Annotated in this window: 25 protein-coding genes; 15 read left to right on the top strand and 10 right to left on the bottom strand. The window is 74.4% G+C overall.

What is annotated here, in order from left to right; genetic code table 11:
• Window positions 1-13: 13 nt before the first annotated feature.
• Genes ACWEPF_RS18165 through ACWEPF_RS18155 form a run of 3 tightly spaced genes read left to right on the top strand, consistent with a single transcriptional unit; the run spans window position 14 to window position 3,079 of the window.
• The gene (locus ACWEPF_RS18165; protein WP_452173361.1) at window positions 14-1,306 is read left to right on the top strand and encodes an extracellular solute-binding protein; all 1,293 of its coding nucleotides are present in this window, start codon (window positions 14-16) and stop codon (window positions 1,304-1,306) included.
• The gene (locus tag ACWEPF_RS18160; RefSeq protein WP_452173360.1) at window positions 1,296-2,228 is read left to right on the top strand and encodes a carbohydrate ABC transporter permease; all 933 of its coding nucleotides are present in this window, start codon (window positions 1,296-1,298) and stop codon (window positions 2,226-2,228) included. Before ACWEPF_RS18165 ends, ACWEPF_RS18160 begins: the two co-directional genes overlap by 11 nt.
• A gap of 32 nt (window positions 2,229-2,260) precedes the next feature.
• Entirely contained in the window at window positions 2,261-3,079 is an 819-nt protein-coding gene (locus ACWEPF_RS18155; protein ID WP_452173428.1) for a carbohydrate ABC transporter permease, read from the top strand.
• Window positions 3,080-3,116: 37 nt separating this feature from the next.
• On the opposite strand, the gene ACWEPF_RS18150 is transcribed toward ACWEPF_RS18155, so the two are convergent.
• Entirely contained in the window at window positions 3,117-3,737 is a 621-nt protein-coding gene (locus ACWEPF_RS18150; RefSeq protein WP_452173359.1) for an alpha-ketoglutarate-dependent dioxygenase AlkB, read from the bottom strand.
• 37 nt (window positions 3,738-3,774) lie between these two features.
• Window positions 3,775-6,078, bottom strand: a complete 2,304-nt coding sequence (locus tag ACWEPF_RS18145; protein WP_452173358.1) for a prealbumin-like fold domain-containing protein — start codon at window positions 6,076-6,078, stop codon at window positions 3,775-3,777.
• 258 nt (window positions 6,079-6,336) lie between these two features.
• Between ACWEPF_RS18145 and ACWEPF_RS18140 the strand changes: the two genes are divergently transcribed.
• Window positions 6,337-6,873: a GNAT family N-acetyltransferase gene (locus ACWEPF_RS18140; RefSeq protein WP_452173357.1), complete on the top strand. Its 537-nt coding sequence runs from the start codon at window positions 6,337-6,339 to the stop codon at window positions 6,871-6,873.
• Window positions 6,874-6,956: 83 nt separating this feature from the next.
• On the opposite strand, the gene ACWEPF_RS18135 is transcribed toward ACWEPF_RS18140, so the two are convergent.
• The 4 genes from ACWEPF_RS18135 to ACWEPF_RS18120 form a co-directional block, all read right to left on the bottom strand.
• Window positions 6,957-7,322 carry a MerR family transcriptional regulator gene (locus tag ACWEPF_RS18135; protein WP_452173427.1) on the bottom strand — a complete coding sequence of 122 codons (366 nt, stop codon included), beginning with the start codon at window positions 7,320-7,322 and terminating at the stop codon, window positions 6,957-6,959.
• A gap of 32 nt (window positions 7,323-7,354) precedes the next feature.
• Window positions 7,355-8,386: an MDR family NADP-dependent oxidoreductase gene (locus ACWEPF_RS18130; RefSeq protein WP_452173356.1), complete on the bottom strand. Its 1,032-nt coding sequence runs from the start codon at window positions 8,384-8,386 to the stop codon at window positions 7,355-7,357.
• Between the two features lie 71 nt (window positions 8,387-8,457).
• Window positions 8,458-8,898, bottom strand: coding sequence for a MarR family winged helix-turn-helix transcriptional regulator (locus ACWEPF_RS18125; protein WP_452173355.1), 441 nt, complete (start codon window positions 8,896-8,898; stop codon window positions 8,458-8,460).
• Window positions 8,899-9,111: 213 nt separating this feature from the next.
• Window positions 9,112-10,572 (bottom strand): FG-GAP-like repeat-containing protein, encoded by a 1,461-nt coding sequence (locus ACWEPF_RS18120; protein ID WP_452173354.1) that lies wholly within the window; start codon window positions 10,570-10,572, stop codon window positions 9,112-9,114.
• A 261-nt stretch (window positions 10,573-10,833) separates the two neighbouring features.
• Between ACWEPF_RS18120 and ACWEPF_RS18115 the strand changes: the two genes are divergently transcribed.
• On the top strand, window positions 10,834-11,136 hold the full coding sequence (locus ACWEPF_RS18115; RefSeq protein WP_452173353.1) for a putative quinol monooxygenase: 303 nt from the start codon (window positions 10,834-10,836) through the stop codon (window positions 11,134-11,136).
• A gap of 10 nt (window positions 11,137-11,146) precedes the next feature.
• Here ACWEPF_RS18115 and ACWEPF_RS18110 read toward each other — a convergent pair whose 3' ends face one another.
• The 3 genes from ACWEPF_RS18110 to ACWEPF_RS18100 form a co-directional block, all read right to left on the bottom strand.
• Complete coding sequence (locus ACWEPF_RS18110) at window positions 11,147-11,941, bottom strand: TIGR03943 family putative permease subunit (RefSeq protein WP_452173352.1); 795 nt, start codon at window positions 11,939-11,941, stop codon at window positions 11,147-11,149.
• A 5-nt stretch (window positions 11,942-11,946) separates the two neighbouring features.
• Window positions 11,947-12,855 (bottom strand): permease, encoded by a 909-nt coding sequence (locus tag ACWEPF_RS18105; RefSeq protein WP_380149921.1) that lies wholly within the window; start codon window positions 12,853-12,855, stop codon window positions 11,947-11,949.
• Window positions 12,856-13,065: 210 nt separating this feature from the next.
• A complete protein-coding gene (locus ACWEPF_RS18100; RefSeq protein WP_452173351.1) occupies window positions 13,066-13,653 on the bottom strand; it encodes a GNAT family N-acetyltransferase in 588 nt (195 codons plus the stop codon).
• A gap of 147 nt (window positions 13,654-13,800) precedes the next feature.
• Between ACWEPF_RS18100 and ACWEPF_RS18095 the strand changes: the two genes are divergently transcribed.
• The 10 genes from ACWEPF_RS18095 to ACWEPF_RS18050 all read left to right on the top strand — a co-directional run bounded on the left by ACWEPF_RS18095 (window position 13,801) and on the right by ACWEPF_RS18050 (window position 25,176).
• Complete coding sequence (locus ACWEPF_RS18095; protein ID WP_452173350.1) at window positions 13,801-15,069, top strand: ATP-grasp domain-containing protein; 1,269 nt, start codon at window positions 13,801-13,803, stop codon at window positions 15,067-15,069.
• Window positions 15,070-15,311: 242 nt separating this feature from the next.
• Window positions 15,312-16,088 carry a Rossmann-like domain-containing protein gene (locus ACWEPF_RS18090; protein WP_452173349.1) on the top strand — a complete coding sequence of 259 codons (777 nt, stop codon included), beginning with the start codon at window positions 15,312-15,314 and terminating at the stop codon, window positions 16,086-16,088.
• Window positions 16,085-17,233: a pyridoxal-phosphate dependent enzyme gene (locus ACWEPF_RS18085; RefSeq protein WP_452173348.1), complete on the top strand. Its 1,149-nt coding sequence runs from the start codon at window positions 16,085-16,087 to the stop codon at window positions 17,231-17,233. Before ACWEPF_RS18090 ends, ACWEPF_RS18085 begins: the two co-directional genes overlap by 4 nt.
• Window positions 17,230-18,297 (top strand): mandelate racemase/muconate lactonizing enzyme family protein, encoded by a 1,068-nt coding sequence (locus ACWEPF_RS18080; RefSeq protein WP_449795875.1) that lies wholly within the window; start codon window positions 17,230-17,232, stop codon window positions 18,295-18,297. Before ACWEPF_RS18085 ends, ACWEPF_RS18080 begins: the two co-directional genes overlap by 4 nt.
• On the top strand, window positions 18,294-19,490 hold the full coding sequence (locus ACWEPF_RS18075; protein WP_452173347.1) for an MFS transporter: 1,197 nt from the start codon (window positions 18,294-18,296) through the stop codon (window positions 19,488-19,490). The genes ACWEPF_RS18080 and ACWEPF_RS18075 overlap by 4 nt, the downstream gene beginning before the upstream one ends.
• Window positions 19,487-20,362: a class I SAM-dependent methyltransferase gene (locus ACWEPF_RS18070; protein ID WP_452173346.1), complete on the top strand. Its 876-nt coding sequence runs from the start codon at window positions 19,487-19,489 to the stop codon at window positions 20,360-20,362. The genes ACWEPF_RS18075 and ACWEPF_RS18070 overlap by 4 nt, the downstream gene beginning before the upstream one ends.
• Window positions 20,362-21,909 carry an ABC transporter substrate-binding protein gene (locus ACWEPF_RS18065; RefSeq protein ID WP_345288767.1) on the top strand — a complete coding sequence of 516 codons (1,548 nt, stop codon included), beginning with the start codon at window positions 20,362-20,364 and terminating at the stop codon, window positions 21,907-21,909. Before ACWEPF_RS18070 ends, ACWEPF_RS18065 begins: the two co-directional genes overlap by 1 nt.
• A complete protein-coding gene (locus ACWEPF_RS18060; RefSeq protein WP_452173345.1) occupies window positions 21,906-22,856 on the top strand; it encodes an ABC transporter permease in 951 nt (316 codons plus the stop codon). Before ACWEPF_RS18065 ends, ACWEPF_RS18060 begins: the two co-directional genes overlap by 4 nt.
• Complete coding sequence (locus ACWEPF_RS18055; protein ID WP_452173344.1) at window positions 22,853-23,716, top strand: ABC transporter permease; 864 nt, start codon at window positions 22,853-22,855, stop codon at window positions 23,714-23,716. Before ACWEPF_RS18060 ends, ACWEPF_RS18055 begins: the two co-directional genes overlap by 4 nt.
• On the top strand, window positions 23,713-25,176 hold the full coding sequence (locus tag ACWEPF_RS18050) for an ABC transporter ATP-binding protein (RefSeq protein ID WP_452173343.1): 1,464 nt from the start codon (window positions 23,713-23,715) through the stop codon (window positions 25,174-25,176). Before ACWEPF_RS18055 ends, ACWEPF_RS18050 begins: the two co-directional genes overlap by 4 nt.
• Here ACWEPF_RS18050 and ACWEPF_RS18045 read toward each other — a convergent pair.
• Window positions 25,153-25,854 (bottom strand): leucyl/phenylalanyl-tRNA--protein transferase, encoded by a 702-nt coding sequence (locus ACWEPF_RS18045; RefSeq protein WP_452173342.1) that lies wholly within the window; start codon window positions 25,852-25,854, stop codon window positions 25,153-25,155. The two genes, ACWEPF_RS18050 and ACWEPF_RS18045, sit on opposite strands and share 24 nt — an antisense overlap.
• Window positions 25,855-25,861: the final 7 nt, after the last annotated feature.

The following is a 25,861-nucleotide window of genomic DNA, read 5'->3' as shown; positions in this document are numbered from 1 at the left end:
CCGAGGGGGTTCCGTGAAGCTGTCCCGTCTCGTCCTGTTCGCCGCTGCCGGTGCCGTGTTGGCCGCCTGCGCGCCGGGCACCGCCTCCAGCACCAAGTCGGCCGACCAGCAGACCGGCACCCTGAAGGTCTGGCTCTACGACGAGGCCAACCGGGCCCCGAAGGAGAAGGTGATCGCGGCCGCCGTGGCGGACTTCAAGGCCGCCCACCCCGGCTCCGACGTCGAGGTGTCCTACATCCCGACCGACGCCGGCCCGCGCGCCGAGAAGATGAAGGGCGCCTTCAACGACCCGGCCAGCGCGCCGGACGTGGTGGAGTTCGGCAACACCGACCTGTTCGGCTACGTCGCGGCCGGCGGCCTGGCGGACCTGACCTCCGAGCTGGCGGGCTGGTCCGAGGGCGGCGACCTCCCGGCCGACCTGCGGGACACCGCCGTGGTGGACGGCAAGACCTACGGCCTGCCCTGGTGGCTGGGCGTGCGGGCGCTCTACTACCGCACCGACGTCTTCACCGAGCTCGGCCTGAAGCCCCCGACCAGCTACGCCGAACTCGCCGACGCCGCAACGAAGGTGAGGGCCGCCAAGCCCGACCTGCTGGGTATCGCGGTCGGCGGCAAGTACACCTTCGGCGCCCTCCCCTTCCTCTGGGCGAACGGCGGCGACCTGGCGGCCAAGCCCGGTGCCAAGTACGCGGCGGCGGTGGACTCCCAGGGCTCCCGCGCCGGGGTGAAGGCCTACACCGACCTGTTCACCGACGCGATCTGTCCGGCCCAGCGCTGTGCCGACCTGACCGGCGGCAAGACGGTGGAGGCCTTCGCCTCCGGCACCGCGGGCATGGCGATCCTGCCCAACTCCTCGCGCAGCGCGGTGGAGGCGGGCGCGGCCAAGGGCAAGTACGCGGTGGTGCCGCTGCCCGGTGCGACGGCCGGCTCGATCGCCCCCGCGTTCTCCGGCGGCAACGACCTGGGCGTCCTCAAGTCGACCCAGCACCGCACGCTGGCAGCGGACTTCCTCAAGACCCTGGGCGGCAAGAAGCACCAGCTGGCGCTCTTCGACGCGATGGGCACGCTGCCGACGCTGACCAGCGCCCGCGCCGAGGTGGTGGCCAAGGAGCCGTGGCTCAAGCCCTTCACCGACACCATCGCGGCGGGCACCAAGTTCGTGCCCAAGGACCAGGCCTGGGCGAAGATCGACGCCCAGGCGGTGGTGCCGACCATGCTGCAGAAGGTGATCACCGGCAAGGCGGACGTCAACACCGCCACCGCCGAGGCCGCCAGCGCGATGAACGCCGCCTTCGATGGCAAGTGACACGCTGACCGCAGCCACGCCCGCGAAGGCGCCGATCACCGTCAGGCGCAAGCGGGTTCTGACCCCGATCTGGCTGCTGCTGCCCGCCGCGCTGGTGCTGCTGCCGCTGTTCGGCTACCCGCTCTACCAGCTCGGCCTGCTCTCGGTGCTGGACTTCGGCCAGCCGCAGGCCAGCGGCGGGGTGCCGGCCGCCTTCGTCGGCCTGGCCAACTACACCGAGCTGCTCGGCAAGTCGCAGTTCTGGGAGGTGCTGGCGCAGACCCTGGTCTTCGCGGGCGGCTGCGTGGTCGCCACCCTCGCGGTGGGCGGCGCGCTGGCGGTGCTGCTGACCAGGGTCGGCCGGCGCTCCAAGCTGTTCCTGATGTTCGCGGCGCTCGGCGCCTGGGCCGCCCCGGCGATGACCGGCTCCACCGTCTGGCTCTTCCTGCTGGACACCAACTCCGGTCTGGTGAACGACGTCCTGGGCATGGCCGGGCACAACTGGATGTACGACAAGTGGCCCGCCTTCGCGGTGGTCGGCGCCGTCGTGGTCTGGCACTCCTTCCCGTTCGTGATGATCACCCTCTACGCGGGCATCCAGGCCATCCCGGACTCGGTGCTGGAGGCGGCCCGGCTCGACGGTGCCTCCACCTTCACCACCGCCCGGCTGGTGATGCTGCCGATGCTCCGGCCGCTGCTGGTGATCGTGGTGATCCAGTCGGTGATCTGGGACTTCAAGGTCTTCACCCAGATCTACGTGATGACCAGCGGCGGCGGCATCGCCGGCCAGAACCTGGTGCTCAACGTCTACGCCTACCAGGAGGCCTTCGCGGCCTCCGACTACAGCCTGGGCGCGGCGATCGGCGTGCTGATGACGCTGATCCTGCTGGCGATCACGGCGCTCTACATCCGCGCCCTGCGGCGCTCCGGGGAGGAACTGTGACCACGCGGACCACGCAGAAGGGATCCCGGAGGATCGCCAACTCCCTTGCGGTGCTCGCCGGTCTGGTCACCGCCTTCCCGCTCTACTGGATGGTGCTCTCCGCCTTCAAGCCGGACGGCGAGCTCACCTCCGCCCACCCCCGGCCGTGGACCTGGGCACCGACGCTGGACAACTTCCGGGACGCGCTCGGGGTGAGCGGCTTCGGCCGGTACTTCCTGAACAGCCTGCTGGTCGCCGTGGTCGTGGTGGTGCTCTCGGCCGGGGTGGCCTTCCTGGCGGCGGTGGCGCTGAGCCGGTTCAGGTTCCGCTTCCGCACCACCGTGCTGGTGATGTTCCTGGTGGCGCAGATGGTGCCGATCGAGGCGCTGACCATCCCGCTGTTCTTCCTGATCCGCGACCTGGGCACGGTGGCCCCGGGGCTGGGCCTGTCCACGCTCGGCTCGCTGATGCTGGTGAACCTGGCCTTCTCGCTGCCGTTCGCGGTCTGGATGCTCCGGGGCTTCGTGGCGGCGGTGCCGGAGTCGCTGGAGGAGGCGGCCCGGCTGGACGGGGCGAGCCGCTTCACCATCCTGTGGCGGATCCTCTTCCCGTTGGTGGCACCGGGGTTGGCGGCCACCTCGGTGTTCTCCTTCATCATGGCCTGGAACGACTTCGTGTTCGCCCGGACCCTGATCCTGGACACCGACCACCAGACCCTCCCGGCCGCGCTGATGGTCTTCTTCAAGCCGGACGAGAACGACTGGGGCGGCATCATGGCGGCCTCCACCCTGATGACCCTGCCGGTGCTGGCCTTCTTCGTCCTGGTCCAGCGTCACCTGGTCTCGGGGCTGGGAGGCGCGGTCAAGGACTGAGCACCCGTCACCTGAGCACCTGTCACCTGAGCACCCGTCACCCCACCCCGCGCGGCCGGTACTGGATCGAGATCCGAGGTCCGACCGGCCGGGCGGTCTTGGGCACGGCGTGGTCCCAGGTCCGCTGGCAGGAGCCGCCCATCACCAGCAGGTCCCCGTGGCCCAGCAGGTGACGCAGCGTGGGCCCGCCACCCCCGGCGGGCCGCAGCAGCAGGGCGCGCGGTTCGCCGACCGAGACGATCGCCACCATCGTGTCGTCGGTCCGCCCGCGCCCGAACCGGTCGCCGTGCCAGGCCACGCTGTCCTCGCCGTCCCGGTAGAGGCAGAGCCCGGCGGAGACGAACTCCTCGCCGAGCTCCTCCCGGTAGTGCGCGTTCAGCGCGTCCCGCATCTGCGCCAGCACCGGATCGGGCAGCTCGGCCCCGGCCCCGTACGAGGCCAGCAGCCGCGGCACCGCGACCACCCGCTCGTACATCTCGCGCCGCTCGGCCCGCCAGGGCACCCCGTCCGCCAGCCGTTCGAACACCGCGTCGGCCCCGCTCAGCCACCCCGGCCGGACGTCCACCCAGGCGCCGTGCGCCAGCTCCGTCCGCCGGATGCCGTCGAGCGGGCCGGGGGCCGGGGTGTCGGCGCTGAGCAGTGATCCCTGGAAGTGCATGGCCCCAGCGTACGCCCATGTTCGAAAAAGTGTTCTATTAGTTTCGGCTCCGCCTGGAGGCCGCCGCCAGCACGGCCCCGGCTGCCAGCAGCGGCACCGCGACCACGGCGGCCAGCAGCAGCGGCCCGGGCAGTCCGGTGCCCGGCAGGTCCCCGGCGGGCGGGGTGGCCGGGGCGGCCGGGGGAGCGGGCGGCGCGGGAACGGGCGGGGCCGAGGCGGGCGGGGTCGGTCCGCCGGCCGGCCCGGAGGGGCCGCTCGGCGGCGGCGTGGGCAGCGCGAAGTCGTTGCCGACCAGCACCCGGGTGGCCCGGCCGTCCGTCAGTTCGAACGGTGTCCCCAGGATCAGCGGCCGGTCGGGCTCACCGTCCACCCGGAGCCTCGCCCAGGTGGTCACCGCGGCGGCGTCGGCGGCCCCGGTCCGAGGTTCGGCCACCGTGCAGCGGGTGGCGGCGGCGAAGGTGTGCCGGGGCAGGTCGCCCTGCTCCGCGCCGGGGGCCACCGTCAGTTCGTCGGTGGTCCCGTCCTCGCAGCTGACGGTCAGTCGGACGGCGGCCGGCCGGAGCGAGGTGTCCCCGCTGGTGGTCTTGGTCACGTCCAGCGTGGGGTACGGCACGAAGCTGTTGGTGAAGCGGCAGGTCGGGGTCGGCGCGGCCGCGGTCAGGTGCACCTCGACCGTTCCGGCCGTCAGGTCCGGCCGCTCCCCGCCGCCGCCGCAGTCGGCCGAGGCCAGTTGCCACCGCCCGGTCGCGGTCGGTGCGGGCAGCAGTTCCTGGACGGTGTAGGAGTACGCCGGGCCGACCCTGAGTCCGCTCGCCGCCGGACCGCTGTCGCTGCCCGAGGGGTGGGCGGCGGCGGGGGTCCCAGTGGCCGTGGTGGTGGCCGTGGCGGTCGTGGTCACGTCCCGCGCCACGGCCGGACGACCTGTCAGGTGCGGGGTGACGGCGAAGGCGAAGGTGCCGGTGCCGCCCTCGGTGACCTTCTCCACGTTGATCGCCCCGCCGGGAACGAAGCGGTTGGTCAGCAGGCAGGTGGTGCCGCCGGGCGCCGCCAGGTCGTGCTCGGCGGTCCAGGTCCCGTTCGGCGCGTCGGGGCTCGGCGGCAACAGGGTCACCGGGGCGGGCACGCCGTCGCAGGTGGCGTCGGGCGTCTGCCAGGTGCCGGTGCCGTCGGGCGCGGGGACGCGCTCGCGCACCGTGTACCGCCCGGCGGTGGCGCCCGCGGCGGAGGCCACGTCCACCGGTGTGGCCTCCGCCACGGTGGTGACCGGGCCGATCGCGATCGGTGCCGAGCCGGGCGGGGTGTCCAGGCGGACGTCGAAGGTGCCGGTGCCGCCGATCGACTGCTTCTGCAGCAGGGCCTGCCCGGCCGTCCGGCGGTTGGTGAAGGTGCAGGTCACGGTGTCCCCGGCGGTCAGCCGGACGGAGACCTTGCCCGCCGAGTCGGCCGTCACCGCGCTGGTGCCCGTGCCGCCCCGGGAGTCGACGACCTCGCAGCTGGGCTGAGCCGGCGGCTCCCAGCCGGGGGTGCTCGCCTCCTGGAAGCTCCACGGGGCGTCCCCGTCCCGGGTCTCGCCCCGGACGAAGCTGATCGAACCGGGCTTGCCGGTGTCGGCGGTGAGCGGGAAGTCGTTGGTGCCGTCGCCGTTGGTGTCGGCGTAGGAGACGTTCCCGTCGAAACGGAAGGTGCCCGGGCCGTTGGAGCCGTCGGCCAGCTGCTTGACCACGGTGATGGTCCCGGCGCCGGGCGGCGGGGTGATCGCGTAGTAGTAGCAGAACACGTGCCGGGCCCCGGCCGGGAAGGTCAGGTACTCGACGTTGTCGCCGTTCACCGAGTCCTGGGCGCAGCGCAGCGCGGCGAATCCGTACCGGTCCTGGAGCCCGTTGAGCGGGGCGGACGGCGTGCCGCCCTGGACGATCAGCCGGTTCTGCGCGGCCGCCGTGGCCTCGGCCTGGTCGAGCTGGACGGTGACGGCGCCGCTCAGGGTCCGGCCGGTCGGGCGGCCCTGGTCGTCCAGCTCCGGGGTGTCGGTCCCGGTGGTGAGGCCGTCGCGGATCAGGCCGGTGACGGTGCTGAGCTGGAGGCTGGCCGAGGTCTTGCCGGTGAAGCCGGTGCCGGTGGAGAAGGCCCAGCCCGGCAGTGGGCGGCAGGGCGGCAGCGGGGTGCCGGCCGCCTCCTTGGCGGCCGAAACCGCCTCCGTACGGGCGTAGTTGGAGTCGGGGCCGAGGTCGCGCAGCGACTCCTGCACGTTGTTGCGGGCCTTGTTGGCCATCACCTCGTCGTAGCGGTCGCAGGACCGCGCGGCGAAGGTGACCGAGAGCGGGGCGGGTGCGCCCGCCCGCACCGCCACGCTCCCGGTCGCCGCACCCGTGCCCGTCCCCGGAGCCACAGACCACAGGGCGAGGAACCCTGCGGCTGCCGTACGGACAACCGTCTGACCAGTCACCCGCACGAAAGGCCTCCCGAGGACGTACCGGGCATGAGCCAATCACGTCGGGTGCGGTGACGAGCCGCGACGCACCGTGCTCGGACAAACATGGACGAAATGGACTCATGTCACCGGGCCCTGACGGTCCGTCCGGGTGCGCACTAGGGTGACGGGATGACCCAGAAGAGCGTGGAGTTGCGGCCGGTGCGGGAGAGCGACCTGCCGGTGCTGGAGCGGTTCTCGACCGAGCCCGAGACGGTCGGCGAGTACCAGTGGCTGGGCTGGGAGGACCCGGGCCGGTGGCGCCGCCAGTGGCAGGAGAACGGCATGCTCGGCGAGAAGCACGGCCTGCTGATGATCCAGGGCGACGGCCAGCCGGCCGGATTCGTCTCCTGGCGCGAGGCCATCTGCTGGCGCGGCTCCTTCTGCTGGAACACCGGGATCTCACTGGTCCCCGAGGCCCGCGGCCGCGGCTACGGCGCGCCGGCCATGCGGCAGCTGGTCCGGCACCTCTTCTCGCACACCCAGATGGTCCGGGTGGAGGCCGCCACCGAGGTGGCCAACGTCCCGGCCCAGCGGGTCCTCGAACGCGCCGGCTTCGTCCGCGAGGGCGTCCTGCGCAGCGTCGCCTTCCGCAGCGGCCAGTGGTGGGACGGCGTCGGCTACAGCGTGCTCCGCACCGACGAGACCTGGCAGTCCGACACCTACTGACGAACCCTCACCCCGCCTGCCCGCCCGCCTCTTGCCGTTCCTGCGCCTATCCCCCGCCTGCCCGCCTTGAGCGGCTCAGCGGCTCAGCGGCTCAGCCGAGCGGCGAGCGCCGTCCGGAGCGCGGTCAGCCGGGCGATCTCGGCGTCCAGCGCGGCGAGCCGACGGTCCACCACGGCGGCCGCGGGGGAGGGCGGGCCCCCGGCCCGGCCGCAGCGCGGCGGCGGCTGCTCGGTGAGCAGGTGCAGCCGCCCCGCGCACGCGCGCACGTCTTCGACCGTCAGCCCCAGCGCCAGCAGCTCCCGTACCGCCCGGATGCGGTCCAACTCCGCCTGCCCGTACTCCCGTTGGCCCGAGGAGCTGCGCTGCGGCGCGACCAGCCCGCGTTCCTCGTAGAACCGCAGTGCCCGCGGCGTCGCCCCGGTGGCCGCCGCCGCGTCGCCGATCCTCAACCGGTCCGCCATCCCCGCCGCCGCCCCTCCGGTCAGACCCCCACCAGGACGGCCCCCAGGTGGTGACCGTCGATCAACTCCCGCAACGCTCCCGGCGCCCGTTCGATGCCCGGCAGGACCACGTGCGGGAAGGCGATCTCCCCGGACCGCAGCCAGCCGCCGAACCGCTCCGTCCACTCGCCCGCCACGTCGGGGTGGTCCGCTCCCCGGTAGCCCCGCACCGAGACGCCCTGCACCACCATCCGGAAGCTGTCCAGCGTCACCGGCGCGCTGCCGCCCGCCCGGTCCGCCGCCAACTGCCCGGAGACGGCGCCGATCAGGGCGAACCGGGCCCCGGGTCGCGCCAGCCGTCCCGCGCCGGCCAGCTGCTCACCGCCGACGGTGTCCACCAGCACGTCGATCCCCTCCGGTGCCGCCTCGGCCAGCCGGTCCGCGAACGGCCGCCCGCCGGCGCGCAACACGACCGCGTCGTAACCGAGTTCGGCCGTGAGCCGCCCGGCCTTCGCCGCCGAGGAGGTGGTGCCGACCACCCGCCCCGCGCCGAGCAGCCGGGCGATCTGCCCGGCCAGGGAGCCGACGCCCCCGGCCGCGCCCGTCACCAACACGGTGTCCCCGGGCCGGACCTCGGCCAGCCGGGTCAGGGCGCCGTACGCCGCCTCGCCGGAGGAGAGCTGCGCCACCGCCTCGGGCAGCGCCGGGTCGAGCGGTGCGCAGTCGACGGCGTCCAGCACGGCGTGCTCCCGCCATCCGGCCAGGTGCGAGACCAGGTCCCCGGGGCGCAGCGGTCCACCCGCGGGGGCGGCCAACACCTCCGCCACGGCGGGCCCGAACAGCCCGTCGCCGGGCCGCAGTTGCGGGAGCGGAACGCCCTCCGTCTCGCCGCCGATCAGCGTGCGCAGGCCGGGGAAGACCAGGAAGTACCGGTTGCGGACCAGGACCTGCCCCGGCCCGACGGCCGGAAGCGGTGTGTCGACGACCGCGAAGTGCCGCGCCTCGGGCAGCCCTTCGGGGCGGGCCAGCAGGCGGACCTCACGGGTGGCGGTGGGCAGGGCTACGCGGCTCATCGGTGCGCTCCAGGAGTTCGGGAGCGGCGACGGTAGACCCTGACGTGCGGGTCAGGGGCAAGCCCGCCCGGTCACTCCGCCGCGTTGTACCGGGACAGGTAGCCGGCCAGTCGGCCGAGGTCCTCGTCCTCCCAGTCGGTGAAGCGGGTGAGGAAGGCGAGCCGCCGCCGCTCGGTGGCCTCGCCGACGGCCCGCTCGCCGTGCGGGGTGAGCCGCAGCAGCTGACCCCGGTGGTCCTCCGGATCGGCCTCGCGGGCGATGAATCCCAGCTTCTCCAGCGAGCCGACCTGACGGCTGACGGTCGACTTGTCGAGCATGAAGTACGCGGCCAGGTCGGCGCCCCGGACCGGACCGCGCTCGGCCATCAGGTCGAGCATGCTGAAGGCCACCAGGCTGAGCTGCGGATGCAGCTCGGCGGCCCGGCCGCGCGCCCGCCGCGCGAAGGCCGTCAGTTCGCGCTGGATGGTGTGGACGGCCTCGTCCCGGGCCCGGTCCGTCGGCTCCTCGCTCATGGTTGCAGAGTACATCCGTCCACCCCGGCGCCGGCCCGTCGAGGGTGTCCGCACCCCGCTCCGCTTCCACGGCGACGCGGGCTCCACCGGCCACCCCCGCACCCTCGCTGCCTGGTCCGCCTTCGGCCTGCGAGGAGATAGCGGGGCCGTCACCGTCTGACCGACCCGACGTCGTCCGTTCCCGGAGGGCGGCCGGGAGCGGCCCGCCCGCCACTACGAGATCAGCGGGCTGACGTTGCCGAATCCGTTGTCGGGCCACATGGCGTAGCCGCTGGCGGTGTTGAGGGAGCCGTCGCCGTTTCCGGTCCAGAGCAGCAGGCTGCCGTCGGCGAGCTTTCCGGCGACGTCTGCCTTGCCGTCACCGTTGAAGTCGGCGGCTATCAGGTTGTGGACGGAGGAGAATCCCGTCCCGGGCCACATGCTGTAGCCGCTGGCGGTGTTGAGGGTTCCGTTCCCGTTTCCGGTCCACAGGAGCAGGCTGCCGTCGGCGAGCTTTCCGGCGATGTCGGTCTTGCCGTCGTTGTTGAAGTCGGCGGCGATGAGGTCGCTGACGTTGCCGAATCCGTTGTCGGGCCACATGGCGTAGCCGCTGGCGGTGTTGAGGGAGCCGTCGCCGTTTCCGGTCCACAGGAGCAGGCTGCCGTCGGCGAGCTTTCCGGCGACGTCTGCCTTGCCGTCACCGTTGAAGTCGGCGGCTATCAGGTTGTGGACGGAGGAGAATCCCGTCCCGGGCCACATGCTGTAGCCGCTGGCGGTGTTGAGGGTTCCGTTCCCGTTTCCGGTCCACAGGAGCAGGCTGCCGTCGGCGAGCTTTCCGGCGATGTCGGTCTTGCCGTCGTTGTTGAAGTCGGCGGCGATGAGGTCGCTGACGTTGCCGAATCCGTTGTCGGGCCACATGGCGTAGCCGCTGGCGGTGTTGAGGGAGCCGTCGCCGTTTCCGGTCCAGAGCAGCAGGCTGCCGTCGGCGAGCTTTCCGGCGACGTCCGCCTTGCCGTCACCGTTGAAGTCCAGCCGCTGGCGGGCGGCGGGGGGAGTGGGCGTGTCGAGCACGCTGTTGTTGCGGGCCGGCCGGTAGGTGCCGTAGCCGGGGAAGTACGGGTACGGGATGGTCCGGTGGTGCACGCCGCTGCCGGTGAACTCGTAGGCCACGTACGAGGTGTGCGCCGCATCGGCCCAGCGCTCGAACAGGGCGATGTGGCCGTAGGCCCCCGCCGCGTCGTTCAACAGCGCATCGCCCGGCTGAAGTTGCTCCTTGCCGATCCAGGAGGCCGTGCCGCTCGGGATGAAGCTGGTGGTGTCCAGGCCGGGCGTGCTCAGCCGCCAAGCCATCGAGACGTATCCGGAGCAGTCCTGACGGTACCCCTGGTGCGTCGTGGTCCAGCTGTAGGAGAGCCCGAGGCCCACCCAGGACTCGGCCCGGGCCAGTACCTCGGAGCGGGTGATCTGCGGCGCTGCGGCCAGTGCGGACGCCCCGGCACCGGATGCGGCGGAGAGGCCCTGGCCGAACGAGGTGGCCCCCTGCCCCGAACCGCCCTTGTCGGCGAGGGCCGTCACCGTCGCGCCGTCCCGCCCGGTGCGGGCCCCGGCGGGTGCCGCCGCGACGGAGAGCAGGGTGAGGCCGGTGGTCAGGAGGGCGGTGGCTGTGCGGACCGCGAGGCGGCTCTGCTCGGACATGGCTGTCTCCAGGGGCTGTGTGGGAAGGCGCGAGCGGTGTGGCGGTCCTGCGTCCCGGGCCTGCCGCCCGGTCCGGACCTTCGCTCTCGGACAGGACCCAGCGTGGCCCCAACTCACCTTCCGCAGAAGCTCGTTCGCCTGGCCACAAGCGTCCATGGAAGCTTCCGTCCAGCCGACTCCCGGGCCCGCACCGCCGTGACCTGCGGTTCGACATGCGGACGGCCAGGGTGGGTGGTGATCGCCGACACTAGGCTGCCGGGCATGTCGCAGCCCGTCAGACTCGTCATCCACATCACCACCCGCCCCGGCCACGGCCCCGAGCAGGTCGCCGCCTTCGAGCGCCTGGCCCCCGTGGTCCGTGCCGAGGAGGGCTGCCTGCAGTACGACCTGCACGCCGTCGAGGGCGACCCGGACCGCTTCGTGCTGCTGGAGCTCTGGGCCTCCGAGGAAGCGCTCGCCGCCCACGACGTCACCCCGCACATGGTCGAGGCCGACGCCGCCAGCCCCGCGTTCCGGGCCGGCCCGGCCGGGGTGGTCCGCCTGGCCGCCGCCCCACTCGCCTGAACCACCCTCCCTAGGAGGCGAGTTCGGGCGCCCGGTCCGCGTACGGGTTCCGTGGGGCCGGTACCGCCGTCACGCTCAGCACGTCCAGGTGCGGCACGGGCGAGCGGGCGTCCACCGCCCCGGCCCGCCACCGGCCGGTGACCTGCACCCAGCTGTCGGCCGCCGGCGCCCCGCCCGCCCCGTGCACCGCCACCCGCAGCGGACGGGCGTCCGCCGCACAGCAGTTGACGGTCAGCCGGTTGAGGTGCCAGTCCACCCCGCCGCCGCCCCGGCTGACGAAGCCGGTCAGCACCACCTGCCGGCCCTCCAGGCCGGCGGTGTCGTGCTGGCTGCGCCCGATGAACTCGCGCATCGACATCGGCGTCAACGGCCCGCTGGGCAGCGCCCGGTAGTCGGCCTGCTCGACGGCGGCCGCGGCCCCGTCCCGGGAGGCGGTGTACGAGCCGAGCGCGGGCGGCGCGAAGAACAGCAGCGCCAGCGCCGGCGCCCCGAGCAGGAACGCCACCCTGGGACCGGCCCCGTGCCCGTGCCCGTCCTCGTCCTCCTCCCCGTGCGCCGGGTGGGCCGCGTGCGGCTCCACGCGGTACGAACCGTCCGCCGCCCGGCGGTGGTTGAGCACCGGCTGCCGCAGCCAGGCCCGCCCCTCCCGGACCAGCCCGGCGGCTCCGAGCAGCACCAGCACGGCCCCGGTGACGATCACCATCGGCCGCAGTCCCTCCTTCACGTACCGCAGGTACACCTCGCTGCCGACGGTGATCCGCAGCAGCGCTCCGCCGAGCAGCACCAGCAGGGCCGGGTGGGTCATCCTCTTCACAGCAGCACGGCTCCGATCAGGACGCTCACCAGCACGGCCACCACGAAGGTGGTCCCGGTGAAGCGGACGGCGAAGGCCCGGCCGAAGGAGCCGGACTGCAGGGCGATCAGCTTGAGGTCCACCATCGGGCCGACCACCATGAAGGCCAGCCGGGCGGTCGGCGAGAAGCCGGTCAGCGAGGCGGCCACGAAGGCGTCCGCCTCCGAGCAGACCGAGAGCAGCACGGCGAGCAGCGCCAGCAGCACCACGCCGAGCCAGGGTGAGTCGGTGAACAGCGCCAACACTCCCGGCGGCACCGCCACGTTGAAGGTCGCGGCGGCCATCGCACCGACCACCAGGAAGCCCCCCGCGTGCAGGAAGTCGTGCTGCATGCCGCGCCGGAACTCCTCCCAGCGCGAGCCCCCGTGCCCGTGCCCGCCCGGCTGCTTGGGCAGCCGCAGCCACTCCTCCCGGCCGAACCGGACCCAGAGCCAGCCCATCGCCACCGCCGTGGCCAGCGAGGCGGCCAGCCGGGCCGCCACCATCCCGGGCTGCCCGGGGAAGGCGATCGCGGTGGAGACCAGCACCACCGGGTTGACGGCCGGTGCGGCCAGCAGGAAGGTCAGCGCGGCCGCCGGGGTGACGCCCCGTCGGATCAGGCTGCCGGCGACCGGCACCGAGGCGCACTCGCAGCCGGGCAGCACCACCCCCGCCACTCCGGCCACCGGCACCGCCAGGGCCGGCCGCTTCGGCAGCGCCCTGGCGAACAGCGAGGGCGGCACGAAGGCCCCGATCGCCGCCGAGACCACGGTGCCCAGCAGCAGGAAGGGCATGCCCTGCACCACGATCGAGACCAGCAGCGTCCGCCAGGCCTGCACCACCTCGGCCTCGGCGAGCCCGAGCACCCCGGTGGCGGCCAGCACCACGCCGGCCAGGCCGAGCAGCGGCAGTGCGGGGCCGCGGCGCCGCTCCTCCGTCAGTGGTTCGGCCGGGACCCGTGGTCGGCGGGCCGTCTGCTGTCCGGTCGTCAATGTCCGCCCCTGACGTGGAGGCTGCTCGTGGCAGCGCGAGGACCGCCCGGTCGTGGTCCGACCGGTCGGTGGCCGCTCACACTAGGGGATGACAACCATCTTCATCTAGACCCGGACTCCTGCCAGCTTTCCGGACCGTCCGGCGCCCTGGTGGAGCGGGATCTCGAAGTGCACGGTGGCCAGGCCGGGGCCGTGCTCGCCGGTGGTCCGGGCGTCGCAGACCTCCACCGCGAGGCTGCGCCAGAACGCCTCGGCGCCGGGGACGTCCACGTTGGTGTGCAGGTAGAGGTGCTGGTAGCCGCCGTCGGCGATCGCGAACTCCGTTGCCAGATTGACCAGTTGCCGGGCGAGTCCGTGCCGGCGGTGCTCGCTCCTGACGTACACCCGCAGCAGCTGGGCGGTGAGCCCGGACGGGTAGCGGTCGGCCAGCCAGGCCGGGTGCGGCGGGTGGGCCGGGCCGCGCGAGTGCAGGGCGGTGGTGCCGACCACCTCGCCTCCGGCGGCGGTGGCCACGAAGAGTGCGTGCCGGGGGTGGTCGAGGTAGGTCGGGCCGAGCTCGACCACGTCCTGGTGCCAGGCGGGGACGTAGCCGTAGCCGAACTCGCGGTAGAAGGTGTCCAGGATCAGCGCGCGGGCGCCGGGCAGGTCCTCGGGGCGGGCGGGCCGTACCTCGTACGGGTGTTGACGGGTCATCGGTCAGCTCCTCGGTGGGCTCGGTGGGTGGCCGGGATCACAGCGTACATGGAAACGGTTTCCATGTAGCTGTATTGAAAATGAAAACGTGTGTCGAGTACCTTGCTGCCTCACACCGTCCTTGCCGGGTGGAGAAGAGGGAGCCCCGTGGCACATCTGTTGGTGATCGAGAGCTGGGTCGGATCGATGAGCAGGCTGCTGCCCAGGGCCATCGGGGAGGGCGGCCACCGGTTCACCTTCCTGACCAGGGACCTGCACCACTACCTGCGGGCCGCCCCGGGCGACACCGCCCACCCGCTGCTCGCCGCCGCCAACGTGCTGACCGCCGACACCAACGACCCGGCCGCCCTGCTGCCGTACGTCGAACGGCTGCACGGCGTGCTCGGCTTCGACGGGGTGGTCTCCTCCTGCGACTACTACCTGCCCACCGTGGCCCTGGTGGCCGAACGCCTCGGCCTGCCGGGCCCCTCGGCGGCGGCCGTCGAGGCGGCCTGCCGCAAGGACCTGACCCGGGGCCGGCTGGCGGCGGCCGGGGTCCCGGGGCCCTGGTACGCGCTCTGCCGGGACCGGGCCGAGGCGGTCGCGGCCGCCGCCGGGGCCGGGTACCCCCTGGTGGTCAAGCCGGTCGACCTGTGCGCCGGGATGCTGGTCCGCAAGGTCGCGAACGAGGCGGAACTGCTGGCAGCCTACCGGGAGTTGGACGAGTTCCCGGTGAACGCGCGCGGGCAGCGGCGGGAGCCGGCGGTATTGCTGGAGGAGCTGCTCACCGGGCCCGAGGTCAGCGTCGAGACGGTCTCCCGCGGCGGCCGGACGGAGGTGGTCGGCGTCACCAGCAAGACCGTCGGCGGGGCACCCGCCTTCATCGAGACCGGGCACCAGTTCCCGGCGCCGCTGGGCCGTGCCGACGCCGCTGCCGCCGCCTCGACGGCGGTCGCGGCCCTGGCCGCGCTCGGGCTCGACCAGGTGGTGGCCCACACCGAGGTCAAACTCACCCCGCACGGCCCCCGGGTGGTCGAGGTCAACCCCCGGCCGGCCGGGAACCGGATCACCGAGCTGGTCCGCCGCGTGACCGGCATCGACCTGGCGGCAGCGGCGGTGGACGTCGCCCTCGGCCACGAACCCGACCTAACGGTCCGTCCGACCGGGGTCGCCAGTGCCGCCGTCACCTTCCTGCTCCCCGAGCGGGACGGCCTGCTGACCGGGGTGGACGGGGCCGACCAGGTCTCCCGCGAGCCCGCCGTCGTCGAACTCACCCTGGCCGACCCCGGCCGCCAGGTCCGCCGCGCGGTCAGCAACAACGAGTACCTCGGCCACCTGATGACCACCGACACCGAGGGCCCCGACGCCCTCGACACCGCCGAACGCCTCCTCTCCCGCCTGACCCCGTGTTACGCCGAAGAGGCGGCCCGCGCATGACCCCAAACCCGAACCCCACCCTCCTCCGCGAGGCCCCGGTCGGGCCCCGACCGGCGCACCCGGCCCCCGCGCCCGCCGCAGGCGCAGTCGTTTCCGCCGTGTCCCAGTCCGCCGCAGGCGCAGTGCTTCCCGGGGTGCCCCAGCTCGCCGCAGGCGCAGTGCTTCCCGCCGTGTCCCAGCCCGCCGCAGGCGTTTCTGTCCGTCCTGAGCCCCAGCCCGCCGCAGGCGGTGCCCTGGCGCGGTTGGTGGAGCGCGTGCTGGCCGGGGCGTTCGGCCTCGACCCGGCAGCCGAGCGGGTCGCGGTGGCCTTCGCCACCAGTCAGGCGGTGCGGCATGACGGCCGCGCCGGCGGGTACCGGAACGAGGTGCTGAGCCTGCGGGTCGGCAAGGCCGTCGGGTCCTGTGCCGTCGAGCCCGGGCAACTCCCCGCACTGGAGGAGTGCGTCGGTGCGACCGTGGCGCAGCTGCTGACACACCCCCTGCCGGCCGTCCGGATCGCCGCACTGGACGCGTTTCTGGCCCTGGCCCGCCCCCACACCCCCGCCAACGGTGCGCTCGACGTCCCGATCCCGGGCGGCAGTTCGATCGAACGCTCCCGCGCCCGGGCCGCGGCCGTGGTGAGCCTGGTCCCCACCGAGGCCCGCCGGGTCCTGGTGGTCGGCGTGGTCAACTCCCTCCTGGAGCGCCTGCGTGACCGCGGCACCGCCTACGTCCCCTGCGACCTCAAGGGCGGCCGCACGGAGTGGGGCGAGGAGGTCCACCAGGACGCCGCCGAGGCCCTCGCCGACTGCGACGCGATGCTGGTCTCCGGCATGACCCTGGGCAACGGCAGCTTCGAGGCCTTCGCCGCCCACGCCCGCCGCACGGCGACCCCCCTGGTGATGTTCGCCCAGACCGGCAGCGCCGTCCTGCCGCAGCTGCTGCACGAGGGCGTCACGGCGGTCAGCGCCGAGCCGTACCCGTTCTTCTGGCTGGACGGCAATCCGGGCACCATCCACCTCTACGGAGGCCCCCGTTGAGCACCGTCACCGTCGAGCCGGCGGTCACCGCCCGCCCCGAACTGCTCGCGCTCCTCGGCCACACCCCGCTGGCCCGGATCACCGCCCCGCTGCCGTACGAACAGCCGGGTTTCCACGCCAAGTTGGAGCACCTCGCGGCCGGCGGGATGAAGGCCCGCTCCGCCGTCGCGATGCTCCGCGGCGCCCATGCCCGAGGCGAACTCCGCTACGGGGCACCGGTAGTGGAGTCCACCTCGGGGACGCTCGGCCTCGGCCTGGCCTTCGCCGGGCAGGCGCTCGGCCATCCGGTGATCCTGGTCGGCGACACCGAGTTGGAGCCGTCCATGCGGAGCCTGCTCCGCTCGCACGGGGCGAGGCTCGAACTCGTCGACCGGCCCGCCGAGCAGGGCGGCTGGCAGGCGGCCCGGCTGGCCCGGCTGCGCGAGCTGCTGGACGCCGACCCCGCCGCGTACTGGCCGGACCAGTACAACAACCCGGACAACGCCGCCGGCTACCTCTCGATGGCCCGCGAGCTGACCGACCAACTCGACCACCTGGACGTGCTGGTGTGCAGCGTCGGCACCGGCGGCCACAGCGCGGGGCTGGTGGAGCCGCTGCGCCGCCGCTGGCCCCGGCTGCGGGTGCTGGGGGTGGACTCGGTCGGCTCGGCCATCTTCGGCCAGCCGGCCCGGCCCCGGCTGATGCGCGGGCTGGGCAGCAGCATCCACCCGCGCAACGTCGCCTACCGGCACTTCGACGAGGTGCACTGGGTCGGCCCGGCGGAGGCGGTGGACGCCTGCCGCCGGCTGGCCCGGCACAGCTTCGTCAGCGGCGGCTGGTCGACGGGGGCGGTGGCCCTGGTGGCGGCCTGGGCTGCCCGGGTCCAGCCCGGTGCGGTGGTCGCCACGGTCTTCCCGGACGGCCCGCACCGCTACCTGGGCACCGTCTACGACGACGACTGGTGCCGGGCCCGCGACCTGCCGGCGCCCGTCACCCGCCCGGTGGAGATCCCGCACCCGGGCGCCGTCGAGGTCTCCGGCTGGGCCCGCTGCCGCACCGTCATCGACCCCCTCGCCCCCGCCACCGAGTACCACCAGCGCCCCCGGACCGCCCGCCCCACCATCAGCCCTGCCCACCCCAACGGCCCCCAGGAGGACCGCAAGTGAAGCTCGACATACGGGTGGTGCAGCTCACCCTGACCGAACCGCTCCGCATCTCCCGCTCGGTGATGGCCGCCCGCGACGCGGTCGAACTCGCCCTGCGGCACGGCGGGTTGAGCGGCTACGGCGAGGTGGTGGCCAGCGACTACCTGAAGCTGCCGACCGACCGCATCCGCCGCGAGGTGCAGGACCTCGACCTGGCCCGCTACCCGGACCCGGAGACCGCCCTGGTCGAACTCCAGCGCGGGGACGCCCCGTTCAAGGAGCTCGCTCCCGGCGTACTGGCGGGGGTGGAGTCCGCCCTGCTCGACCTGGTCGGCAAGCGGGCCGGTGCCCCGGTCCACCAACTCCTGGGAACGCTCCGCCCGCCGATCGCCGCCACCGCCCGCACCATCGGCATCACCGACCCCGTCCGGGCCGCCGCCGAGGCGGCCAGGCTGGCGGTGGCCGGGTTCCGGGTGGTCAAGGTGAAGGCGGGCTCGCCCGATCCGGCCGAGGACCTGGCCCGGGTGGCCGCGGTGCGGATCGGCGCCCCCGAGGCCGAGCTGCTGCTCGACCCCAACGGGGCCTGGACGGTGCGCACTTCGCTCGACCTGATCCCGCGCTTCGCCGAGCTCGGCGTCACCGCCGTCGAGCAGCCGACCGCGCCCGGCCACCCGGAGTGGCTGGCCGAGGTGGCGGCCGCCTCCCCGCTGCCGGTGATCGCGGACGAGGACGCGGCGACCGAGGAGGAGGCCGAGCGGCTGGCCGGCCGGGTGCAGGGGGTCAACGTCAAACTGGCCAAGTGCGGCGGGGTCTCGGCCGCGCTGCGGATCTGCGCCGCCCTGCACGGCAGCGGCACCGAGGTCATGCTCGGCTGCCTGACGGCCAGTTCGCTCGGCATCGCCCCCGCCGTGCACCTGGTGGACCGGGCCCGCTGGGTCGACCTGGACGGCCACCTGCTGCTGCGGCACGACCCCTGGCGCGGCATCGGCGGCACCGACGGTGTGGTCCGGGCCGCCGACCGGGCCGGTCTCGGCGTCCACCCGGCGGAGCCCGTCCACCTCGCCGAGCAGGCCGCCGCCCGGTGAGGACCCTTCGCGCGCTGCGCTCGTTCCCGCTCCCGGTCCGGCTGCTGCTGGTCAACCAACTGGGCGTTAACACCGGCTTCTACCTGCTGATCCCGTACCTGGCCACCCACCTCGGCGGGGACCTCGGGATGTCGGCGGTGGCCGTCGGCGTGGTGCTCGGGGTGCGCAACCTCAGCCAGCAGGGTCTGTTCATCCTGGGTGGTTCCGCGGCCGACCGGCTCGGAGCCCGGGGCGTGATCATCGCGGGCTGCGGCCTGCGCACCCTCGGGTTCGGCCTGTTCGCCCTCGGCGACGGGCTGCCGGTGCTGCTCGCCGCCTCCCTGCTCAGCGGGCTGGCCGGGGCGCTGTTCAACCCGGCCGTGCGGGCCTACCTGGCCCAGGAGGCGGGGGAGCGCAGGGCCGAGGCCTTCGCGCTGTTCAGCGTCTTCGCCAACACCGGCGCCCTGCTCGGCCCGGTGCTCGGCACCGTCCTGCTCCTGGTGGACTTCCGGGTCGCGGCGCTCACCGCCGCCGGGATCTTCGCCGTGCTGACGGTGGCCCAGGCCCTGGTGCTGCCCGTCCACCGGGTGGAGCCGACCGGCACCCGGGTGCTGGGCGACTGGCGGGAGGTGCTCACCGACCGGCCCTTCCTCGCCTTCTCGCTGGCGCTGGTCGGCCTCTACGCCCTGGAGAGCCAGCTCTACCTGCTGCTGCCGCAGGCGGCCAGGGAGACCACCGGCTGGGAGGGCGCGGTCGGCCTGCTCTTCCTGGTCAGCACCGTGGTCAACCTCGCCCTCCAGCTCCGGATCACCGCCCGGCTGCAGCAACTCGGCGGCCGGGGGCGGTGGATAGCGGTCGGGATGCTGGTGGCGGGGCTCGGCTTCCTGCCCCCGCTGCTGATACCGGGGCCGGTGCCGGTGCTGCTGGCCGTCGTGCTGCTGCGGATCGGCGTGATGATCTCCCAGCCCTTCGTGCTGGAGCTGATACCCGCCTTCGGCCGCGAACGGCTCACCGGCACCTACTACGGCGTCTTCTACCTGATCTCCGGCCTGGCCGCCGCCCTCGGCAACGCCGCCGTCGGCTGGGCCATGGACGCCGCCCGCTGGGCCCCCTGGCTGCTCTGCTGCGCCCTCGGCCTGGCCTGCGCCGCCGCCGTCGCCCGCCGACGCGACTCCCTCCCTGACCCCAACTCCCCGCTCGGAGCGCCCACATGACGACCTCCACCGGTACGGACCCCACCACCGGCCCCGCCACCAGCGGCAACCTGCTGACCGACACCCCCGCGCTGTACGAGCTGCGCTTCCCCGACCCCGACCACCTGGCCGCCCGCTGGGCCGAGTCCGTCCTCCGCGCCCACGGCGCCGGCCCCAGGGTCCTGGACCTCGGCTGCGGCACCGGCCGCGACGCCGCCTGGCTGCACCGCACGGCGGGCCGCGAGGTGGTCGGCCTCGACAGCTCGCCGGCCATGGTCGAGCACGCCCGCACCCACCACCCCGGCCCCGAGTACCTGCTCGGCGACATGCGCCAACCCGGCCTGGGGGAGTGGCGGTTCGACGCCGTCCTCTGCCTGGACAGCGCCCTGCTGTACTGCCACACCAACGCCGATCTGGACGCGCTGCTCACCGCCGTCCGCGCCCACCTCGCCCCCGGCGGCCTGCTGGTGGCCGAGATGCGCAACGGCGCCTACTTCCTCGGCCGCACCGACCTGTTGGACGCCGTCCGCACCGACACCGTCGAGCACCAGGGCGTCCGCTACACCTCCAGCACCACCCTGCGGATCGACCACGGGGCCCAACTCCTGCGCCGCACCCGGGCATGGAGCACGGACCTCGGCCCCGTCGCCGTCCAGCACTCCGCCTGGCGCCTGCTCTTCCCGCAGGAGCTGCGGTACCTGCTGGCCGCGCACGGCTTCGAGGTGCTCTCCCTGTACGACCGCCCGGGCCCCCGCACCGAGCCGGCCTGGAGCGAGGGCGCCGCGCCCGCCGACAGCGCCGACTCCGACCGGATCCACCTGGTCGCCCGCCTCACCGCCACCTCCGGCACCACTGAAACCGCCGCCGCCACCGCCGAAGGAAGCCGATCCTGATGCACCGTCCGATACCCCGCCGCACCCTGCTGCTCGCCTCCGCCGTCACCCTCGGCGCCGCCGCCTGCTCCCGGGCCGACGCGCCCACCGCGTCGGAGGCCGCCGCCACCCTCCCGCGCAGCGGCGGGCGGCTGCGCGCCGTCTTCGCCGGCGGCGGCACCAACGAGACCCTCGACCCGCACCTGGCCAACCTCTTCGTGGACGCCGCCCGGGCCAAGGCGCTCTTCGACAAGCTCGCCGACTCGGGCTCCGACCTGGCCGCCGTACCCCGGCTGGCGGCCGGTTGGGAGCCGAACGCCACCCTCGACCTCTGGACGGTCCGGCTGCGCGAGGCGGCCTTCCACGACGGCCGGCGGGTCACCGCCGCCGACGTGCTCCACAGCTACCGCCGGATCGCCGACCCGAAGAAGGCCTTCCGGGCCCGGGCCTCCCTGGAGCCGATCGACCTGGCGGCCAGCCGGGCCGTCGATCCGGCCACCGTCGAGTTCCGCCTCAAGCGTCCGTACGCCGAATTCCCCAACGTGCTGGCCGCGTTCGGCACCTACATCGTCCCCGAGGGGACCCAGGAGTTCAGCGCGCCGATCGGCTCCGGGCCGTTCCGCTTCGTCTCGTTCACCCCCGGCGGCTCCCTGCTCCTGCGGCGCAACCCCGATTACTGGGAGGGTGCTCCGCACCTGGACGAGCTGGAGGTCCTGGTGGCCAACGAGGAGTCCGCCCGGATCGGCGCCCTGCTCGGCGGACAGGCCGACTACGCCCACGAGTTGCACCCCGCCACCGCCCGGGCCCACGAGGGCAAGGGGCGGATCGAGGTGGTCCGACTGCGCAACTCCACCATGCAGGGCTTCGTGATGAAGACCGACCGGCCGCCCTTCGACGACCCCCGGGTGCGCAAGGCCTTCTTCCTGATCGCCGACCGCAAGGAGCTGGTGGACGGTGCCCTCTCCGGTGCGGGGGAGATCGGCAACGACCTCTTCGGCAAGGGCGCCCGCTACTACGCCGCCGAACTCCCGCAGCGGGAGCAGGACCTGACCAGGGCCCGGGCCCTGCTGAAGGAGGCCGGACAGGAGGGCCTCAAGGTCACCCTGGACACCTCCCCGGTGGCGGCCGGCTTCGTGGAGGCGGCCGGGATCCTCAAGGAGCAGGCCGCCAAGGCCGGGGTCACCGTCGAGGTGAAGGTCGGCAACAAGGACACCTACTGGAAGGACGTGCTGGACGGCGGCGTCCTCGCCTCCTACCGCTCCGGCGCGATGCCGATCGAGTCCCACCTCTCCCAGCGCCTGCTCTCCGACTCCACCACCAACGCCACCCACTGGCGCCACCCGGACTTCGACGAGCTCTACCGCCAGGCCCAGTCCACCCGCGACGAGGCGGCCCGCACCGCGCTCTACGGGCGGATGCAGCGGCGCCTGCACGAGGAGGGCGGCTTCCTGATCTGGGGCTTCGCCGACTGGATCGTGGCCACCGCGCCCAAGGTCCGGGGCGTGTCCCGCGAGGCGCCGGCCAACACCCTGGACTGGGCGAGGTTCGACCGGGTCTGGCTGGCATGAGCCGGACCCGCCACGGCAGTTGGCTGCTCCGGCGGCTGCTGCTCGGGGTGGCCCAGTCGGCGGCGGTCCTGGTCCTGGTCTTCCTGCTCACCGAGGCGCTCCCGGGCGACGCCGCCGTGGCGCTGGCCGGGGACAGCCCCGACCCGGAGCGGATCGCCCGGCTGCGCGAGGCGATGGGGCTCGACCACCCACCCGTCGAGCGCTTCCTCGACCGCCTCGGCGGGCTGCTCCGCGGTGACCTCGGCCGCTCCCTGGTCACCGGACGCCCCGTCGCCGACTACCTGGCCGACGGCCTCGGCACCACCCTGCTGCTCGCCGCCCTGGTGCTGCTGCCGCTGGTGCCGCTCGCCGTCTGGCTCGGCATGCGGGCCGCCCGCCGGGAGGGCGGACCGCTGGACCGCCTGATCAGCTCCACCACCCTCGCGGTCTACGCCGCACCGGAGTTCGCCCTCGGCGTGCTCCTGGTCACCGTCGTCTCCCTCCACCTCGGCTGGCTCCCGCCCACCGCCGTCGGCGGCATCGGCGCGGACCCGGCGGTCCTGGTCCTCCCGGTCCTGGTGCTGCTCGCCCGGCCGGTCTGTTCGATCAGCCGCCTGGTCCGGGCCGGGATGATCGAGTCCCTGGCCCGCCCGTACATCCGCCAGGCCCGTCGCTACGGCGTGCCCGAGTGGCGGATCCACTGGCTGCACGCCCTCCCCAACTCCCTGGCCCCGGCCGCCCAGCAGCTGGCCCGCACCTGCGACTGGCTGCTCTGCGGCGTGGTGGTGGTCGAGTCCCTCTTCGTGCTGCCCGGCCTCGGCAGCGTCCTGCTGGACGCCGTCGCGGCCCGCGACGTACCGGTGGTCCAGGGCCTGGCCGTGGTCTTCGCCCTGCTCGCGGTCGTCCTCAACCTGGCCGCCGACCTGGTGGCCCGCCGCTTCGCACCCCGCACGGAGGTGACGGCATGACGGTTCCCCCCACGGCGGCCGGTCCGGACACCGGCGCGCCCCCGCAGCCCGCACAGCGGACGCCTCGCCGCCCGGGCCGGTACCTGCTGGGCGCCGCGCTGGTCCTGCTGCCGCTGGCGCTCGCCGTGGCCGGTCCCTGGCTGGCCGGGGAGGCGGGGCCGCGCGGGGTCTCGTACGCCCCGGCCGGCCCCGGGCACTGGCTGGGCACCGACTTCACCGGCCGCGACCTCTGGCGCCAACTCCTGCTCGGCGGACGCTCGGTGGTCCTGGTCGCCCTCGCCGCCACCGCCCTGGTCTACGCCCTCGCCCTCCCCGTCGGGCTGGCCGCCGCCCTCACCGGGCGGCGCTGGGCGGAGGAGCTGCTGATGCGGCCGCTGGACGTGCTGCTCGCGGTGCCCTCGCTGATCCTGGTGCTGCTGGTGGCCGCCGCACTGGAGCCGGGCCCGGCCGGGCTGGCCCTGCTGGTGGCCCTGGTCGCGGTGCCCGACGCCGCCCGGGTGGTGCACGCCGCCGCCCTGGAGGTGGCCGCCCGTCCGGTGGTCGAGGCGATGCGGATGCACCGCGAGTCCTGGGCGCGGATCGCCCTCGGCCACACCGTGCGCGAACTGCGCCGCACCCTGGCCGCCGACGCCGGCACCCGCCTGGTCGGCTCGCTCTACCTGGTGAGCACCGCCGCCTTCCTCGGCGTCGGGGTGGCCCCCGACGCCGCCGACTGGGCGGTGATGGTGGACCGCAACCGCCCCGGCATCGACCTCCAGCCCTGGGCGGTGGCCCTGCCCGCCGCGCTGATCGCCGCCCTCTCCATGGGCACCAACCTGCTGCTCGACGCGGCCCTGCACGGAGAGGACGGACGACGGTGAGCGAACTCCTGGTGGTGGACGGCCTGCGGATCGAGGTGGCCGGCCGGGTGCTGCTGGACGGTGTCGGCCTGACGGTCCGTCCGGGCCGGGTGACGGCACTGCTCGGTGCCTCCGGCAGCGGCAAGACCACCACCGGCCTGGCCGTCCTCGGCGAACTCCCGCCCGGCGCCCGGGTCTCGGGGACCATCCGCACCCCTCCCGGCCCGGTCGGTTACGTCCCCCAGCACCCGGCGGCGGTCCTCAACCCGGCCCGCCGGATCGGCCCCCAACTCCGGGAGCTGGGCGGCCCGGAGGCGGTCGAGCGCGCCCTGGCCCGGGCCCGGGTCGAGCGGCCGCAGGAGCTGCTGCGACGCTTCCCGCACCAGCTCTCCGGCGGCCAGCAGCAGCGCGTGGTGCTCGCCCAGGCCCTGCTCTCCGGCGCCCGCCTCCTGGTCGCCGACGAACCCACCACCGGCCAGGACCCGGCCACCCGGGCCCGCCTGGTGGCCGAGCTGGCGGCCCTGGTCCGGGACGGCCTCGGGCTGCTCCTCCTCAGCCACGACCTGGACGCGGTGCGGCAGTTGGCCGACGATGTGGTGGTCCTCAAGGACGGCCGACCGGTCGAGTCCGGCCCGGCCCCCGAGGTCCTCGCCCACCCGGAGCACCCGTGGACCCGCCACCTCCTCGGCGGTCCGAAAGGCCGCCCCGGGAGCGAGGCCCCGCTCCCGGCTGCCGTCGACGGCCGGCCACCCGCGAGCGGGCCCCCGCACCCCGTCCTCACGGTCGACCGCCTGACCGCCCGTCACCCCGACGGCACCCGGGTCCTGACCGACCTCTCCTTCACCCTCGCCCCCGGCGAGTGCCTCGCCCTCACCGGCCGCTCCGGCAGCGGCAAGACCACCCTCGGCCGCTGCCTGGCCGGTCTGCACGTCCACCAGCGCGGCACCGTCCGCCTGGAGGCCCACCCCCTCCCGCCGTCGCTCCGCTCCCGGTCCACCGCCCAGACCGCCGCCGTCCAGTACGTCCCGCAGGACGCCCGCGCCGCCTTCGACGACCACCGCCCCGTTCTCCACCAGGTGGCCCGTGCCGCCGTCCGCCTGCACGGCCTCGGCACCCGCGCCGCCCGGGCCGAGGCCGCCGCCGTCCTCGCCGCCCTCGGCGTCCCGTCCGACGGCCGCGCCGCCACCCTCTCCGGCGGCGAGCTCCAGCGCGCCGCCCTCGCCCGAGCCCTGCTCGCCCGGCCCCGGGTCCTGGTCTGCGACGAGATCACCTCCGGCCTCGACACCCCGAGCCGGGCCCGCGTCCTCGACCACCTCGCCGAGCTCCGCCACCGCACCGGCCTGGCGGTCCTCCTGATCACCCACGACCGGTCCCTCGTCACCACCGACCGCGAACTGGCCCTCCCCGACCCCGGACAGGCCCTCCCCGACCGCGAACCAGCCCTCCCCGGCGCCGGGCTAGCCCTCTCCGACGGCCCGTAGCGGCCCCACGTCCGGCTCCCGCAGCAGCGCGAGGTACGCGCTCCGGGCCATCGGCTCCGCCCCCAGCCGCCGTACGTGCGGGCCGTCCCACTGCACGTCCAGCACCCGCCCTCCCACCTCCGCGAACCGGGCCCCGAGCCCCGCCACCGCGGCCCGCCCCGCCCCCGGAGCGCGGTGGAACATCGAGTCCAGGCTCAGCACCGCCCCCACCCGCACCCCGTACACCCCGCCCACCAGCTCCCCGTCCTCCCACACCTCCGCGCTCTCCGCCCACCCGCCCCGGTGCAGCTCCACCAGCGCATCCACCAACTCGTCCGTCAGCCAGCGCGGTTCACGCTCCCGGCGGCACTCCTCCACCACCCTCCCGAAGGCCCGCCCCACCGTCAGCTCCCGGCCGGCCGGCAGCCTCACCCGCAGGCCCCCGGCCGCCAGCACCGGCCGGGGGTCCGGCGACCACCAGGCCAGCGCGTACGGGTCCGCCCCGCCCACCACCACCGCCGGGCCCTCCTCCCACCGCACCTCGTTGAAGGCAGCCACCGCCGGATCGCCCGCCGGGAAGGGGAACAGCCCGGCCCGGTACGCCCCGAGCAGCGTCTCCGGATCCAGCTCCCCGCCGAAGGCCACCGGCCCGTCCGCCGGTGCGCCCGCCAGGTCCAACTCCTCCCACCAGGCGGCCACGTCACCC

The organism is Kitasatospora sp. NPDC004289, from assembly GCF_053602875.1.
This window is presented reverse-complemented; position numbering and strand designations above follow the sequence as displayed.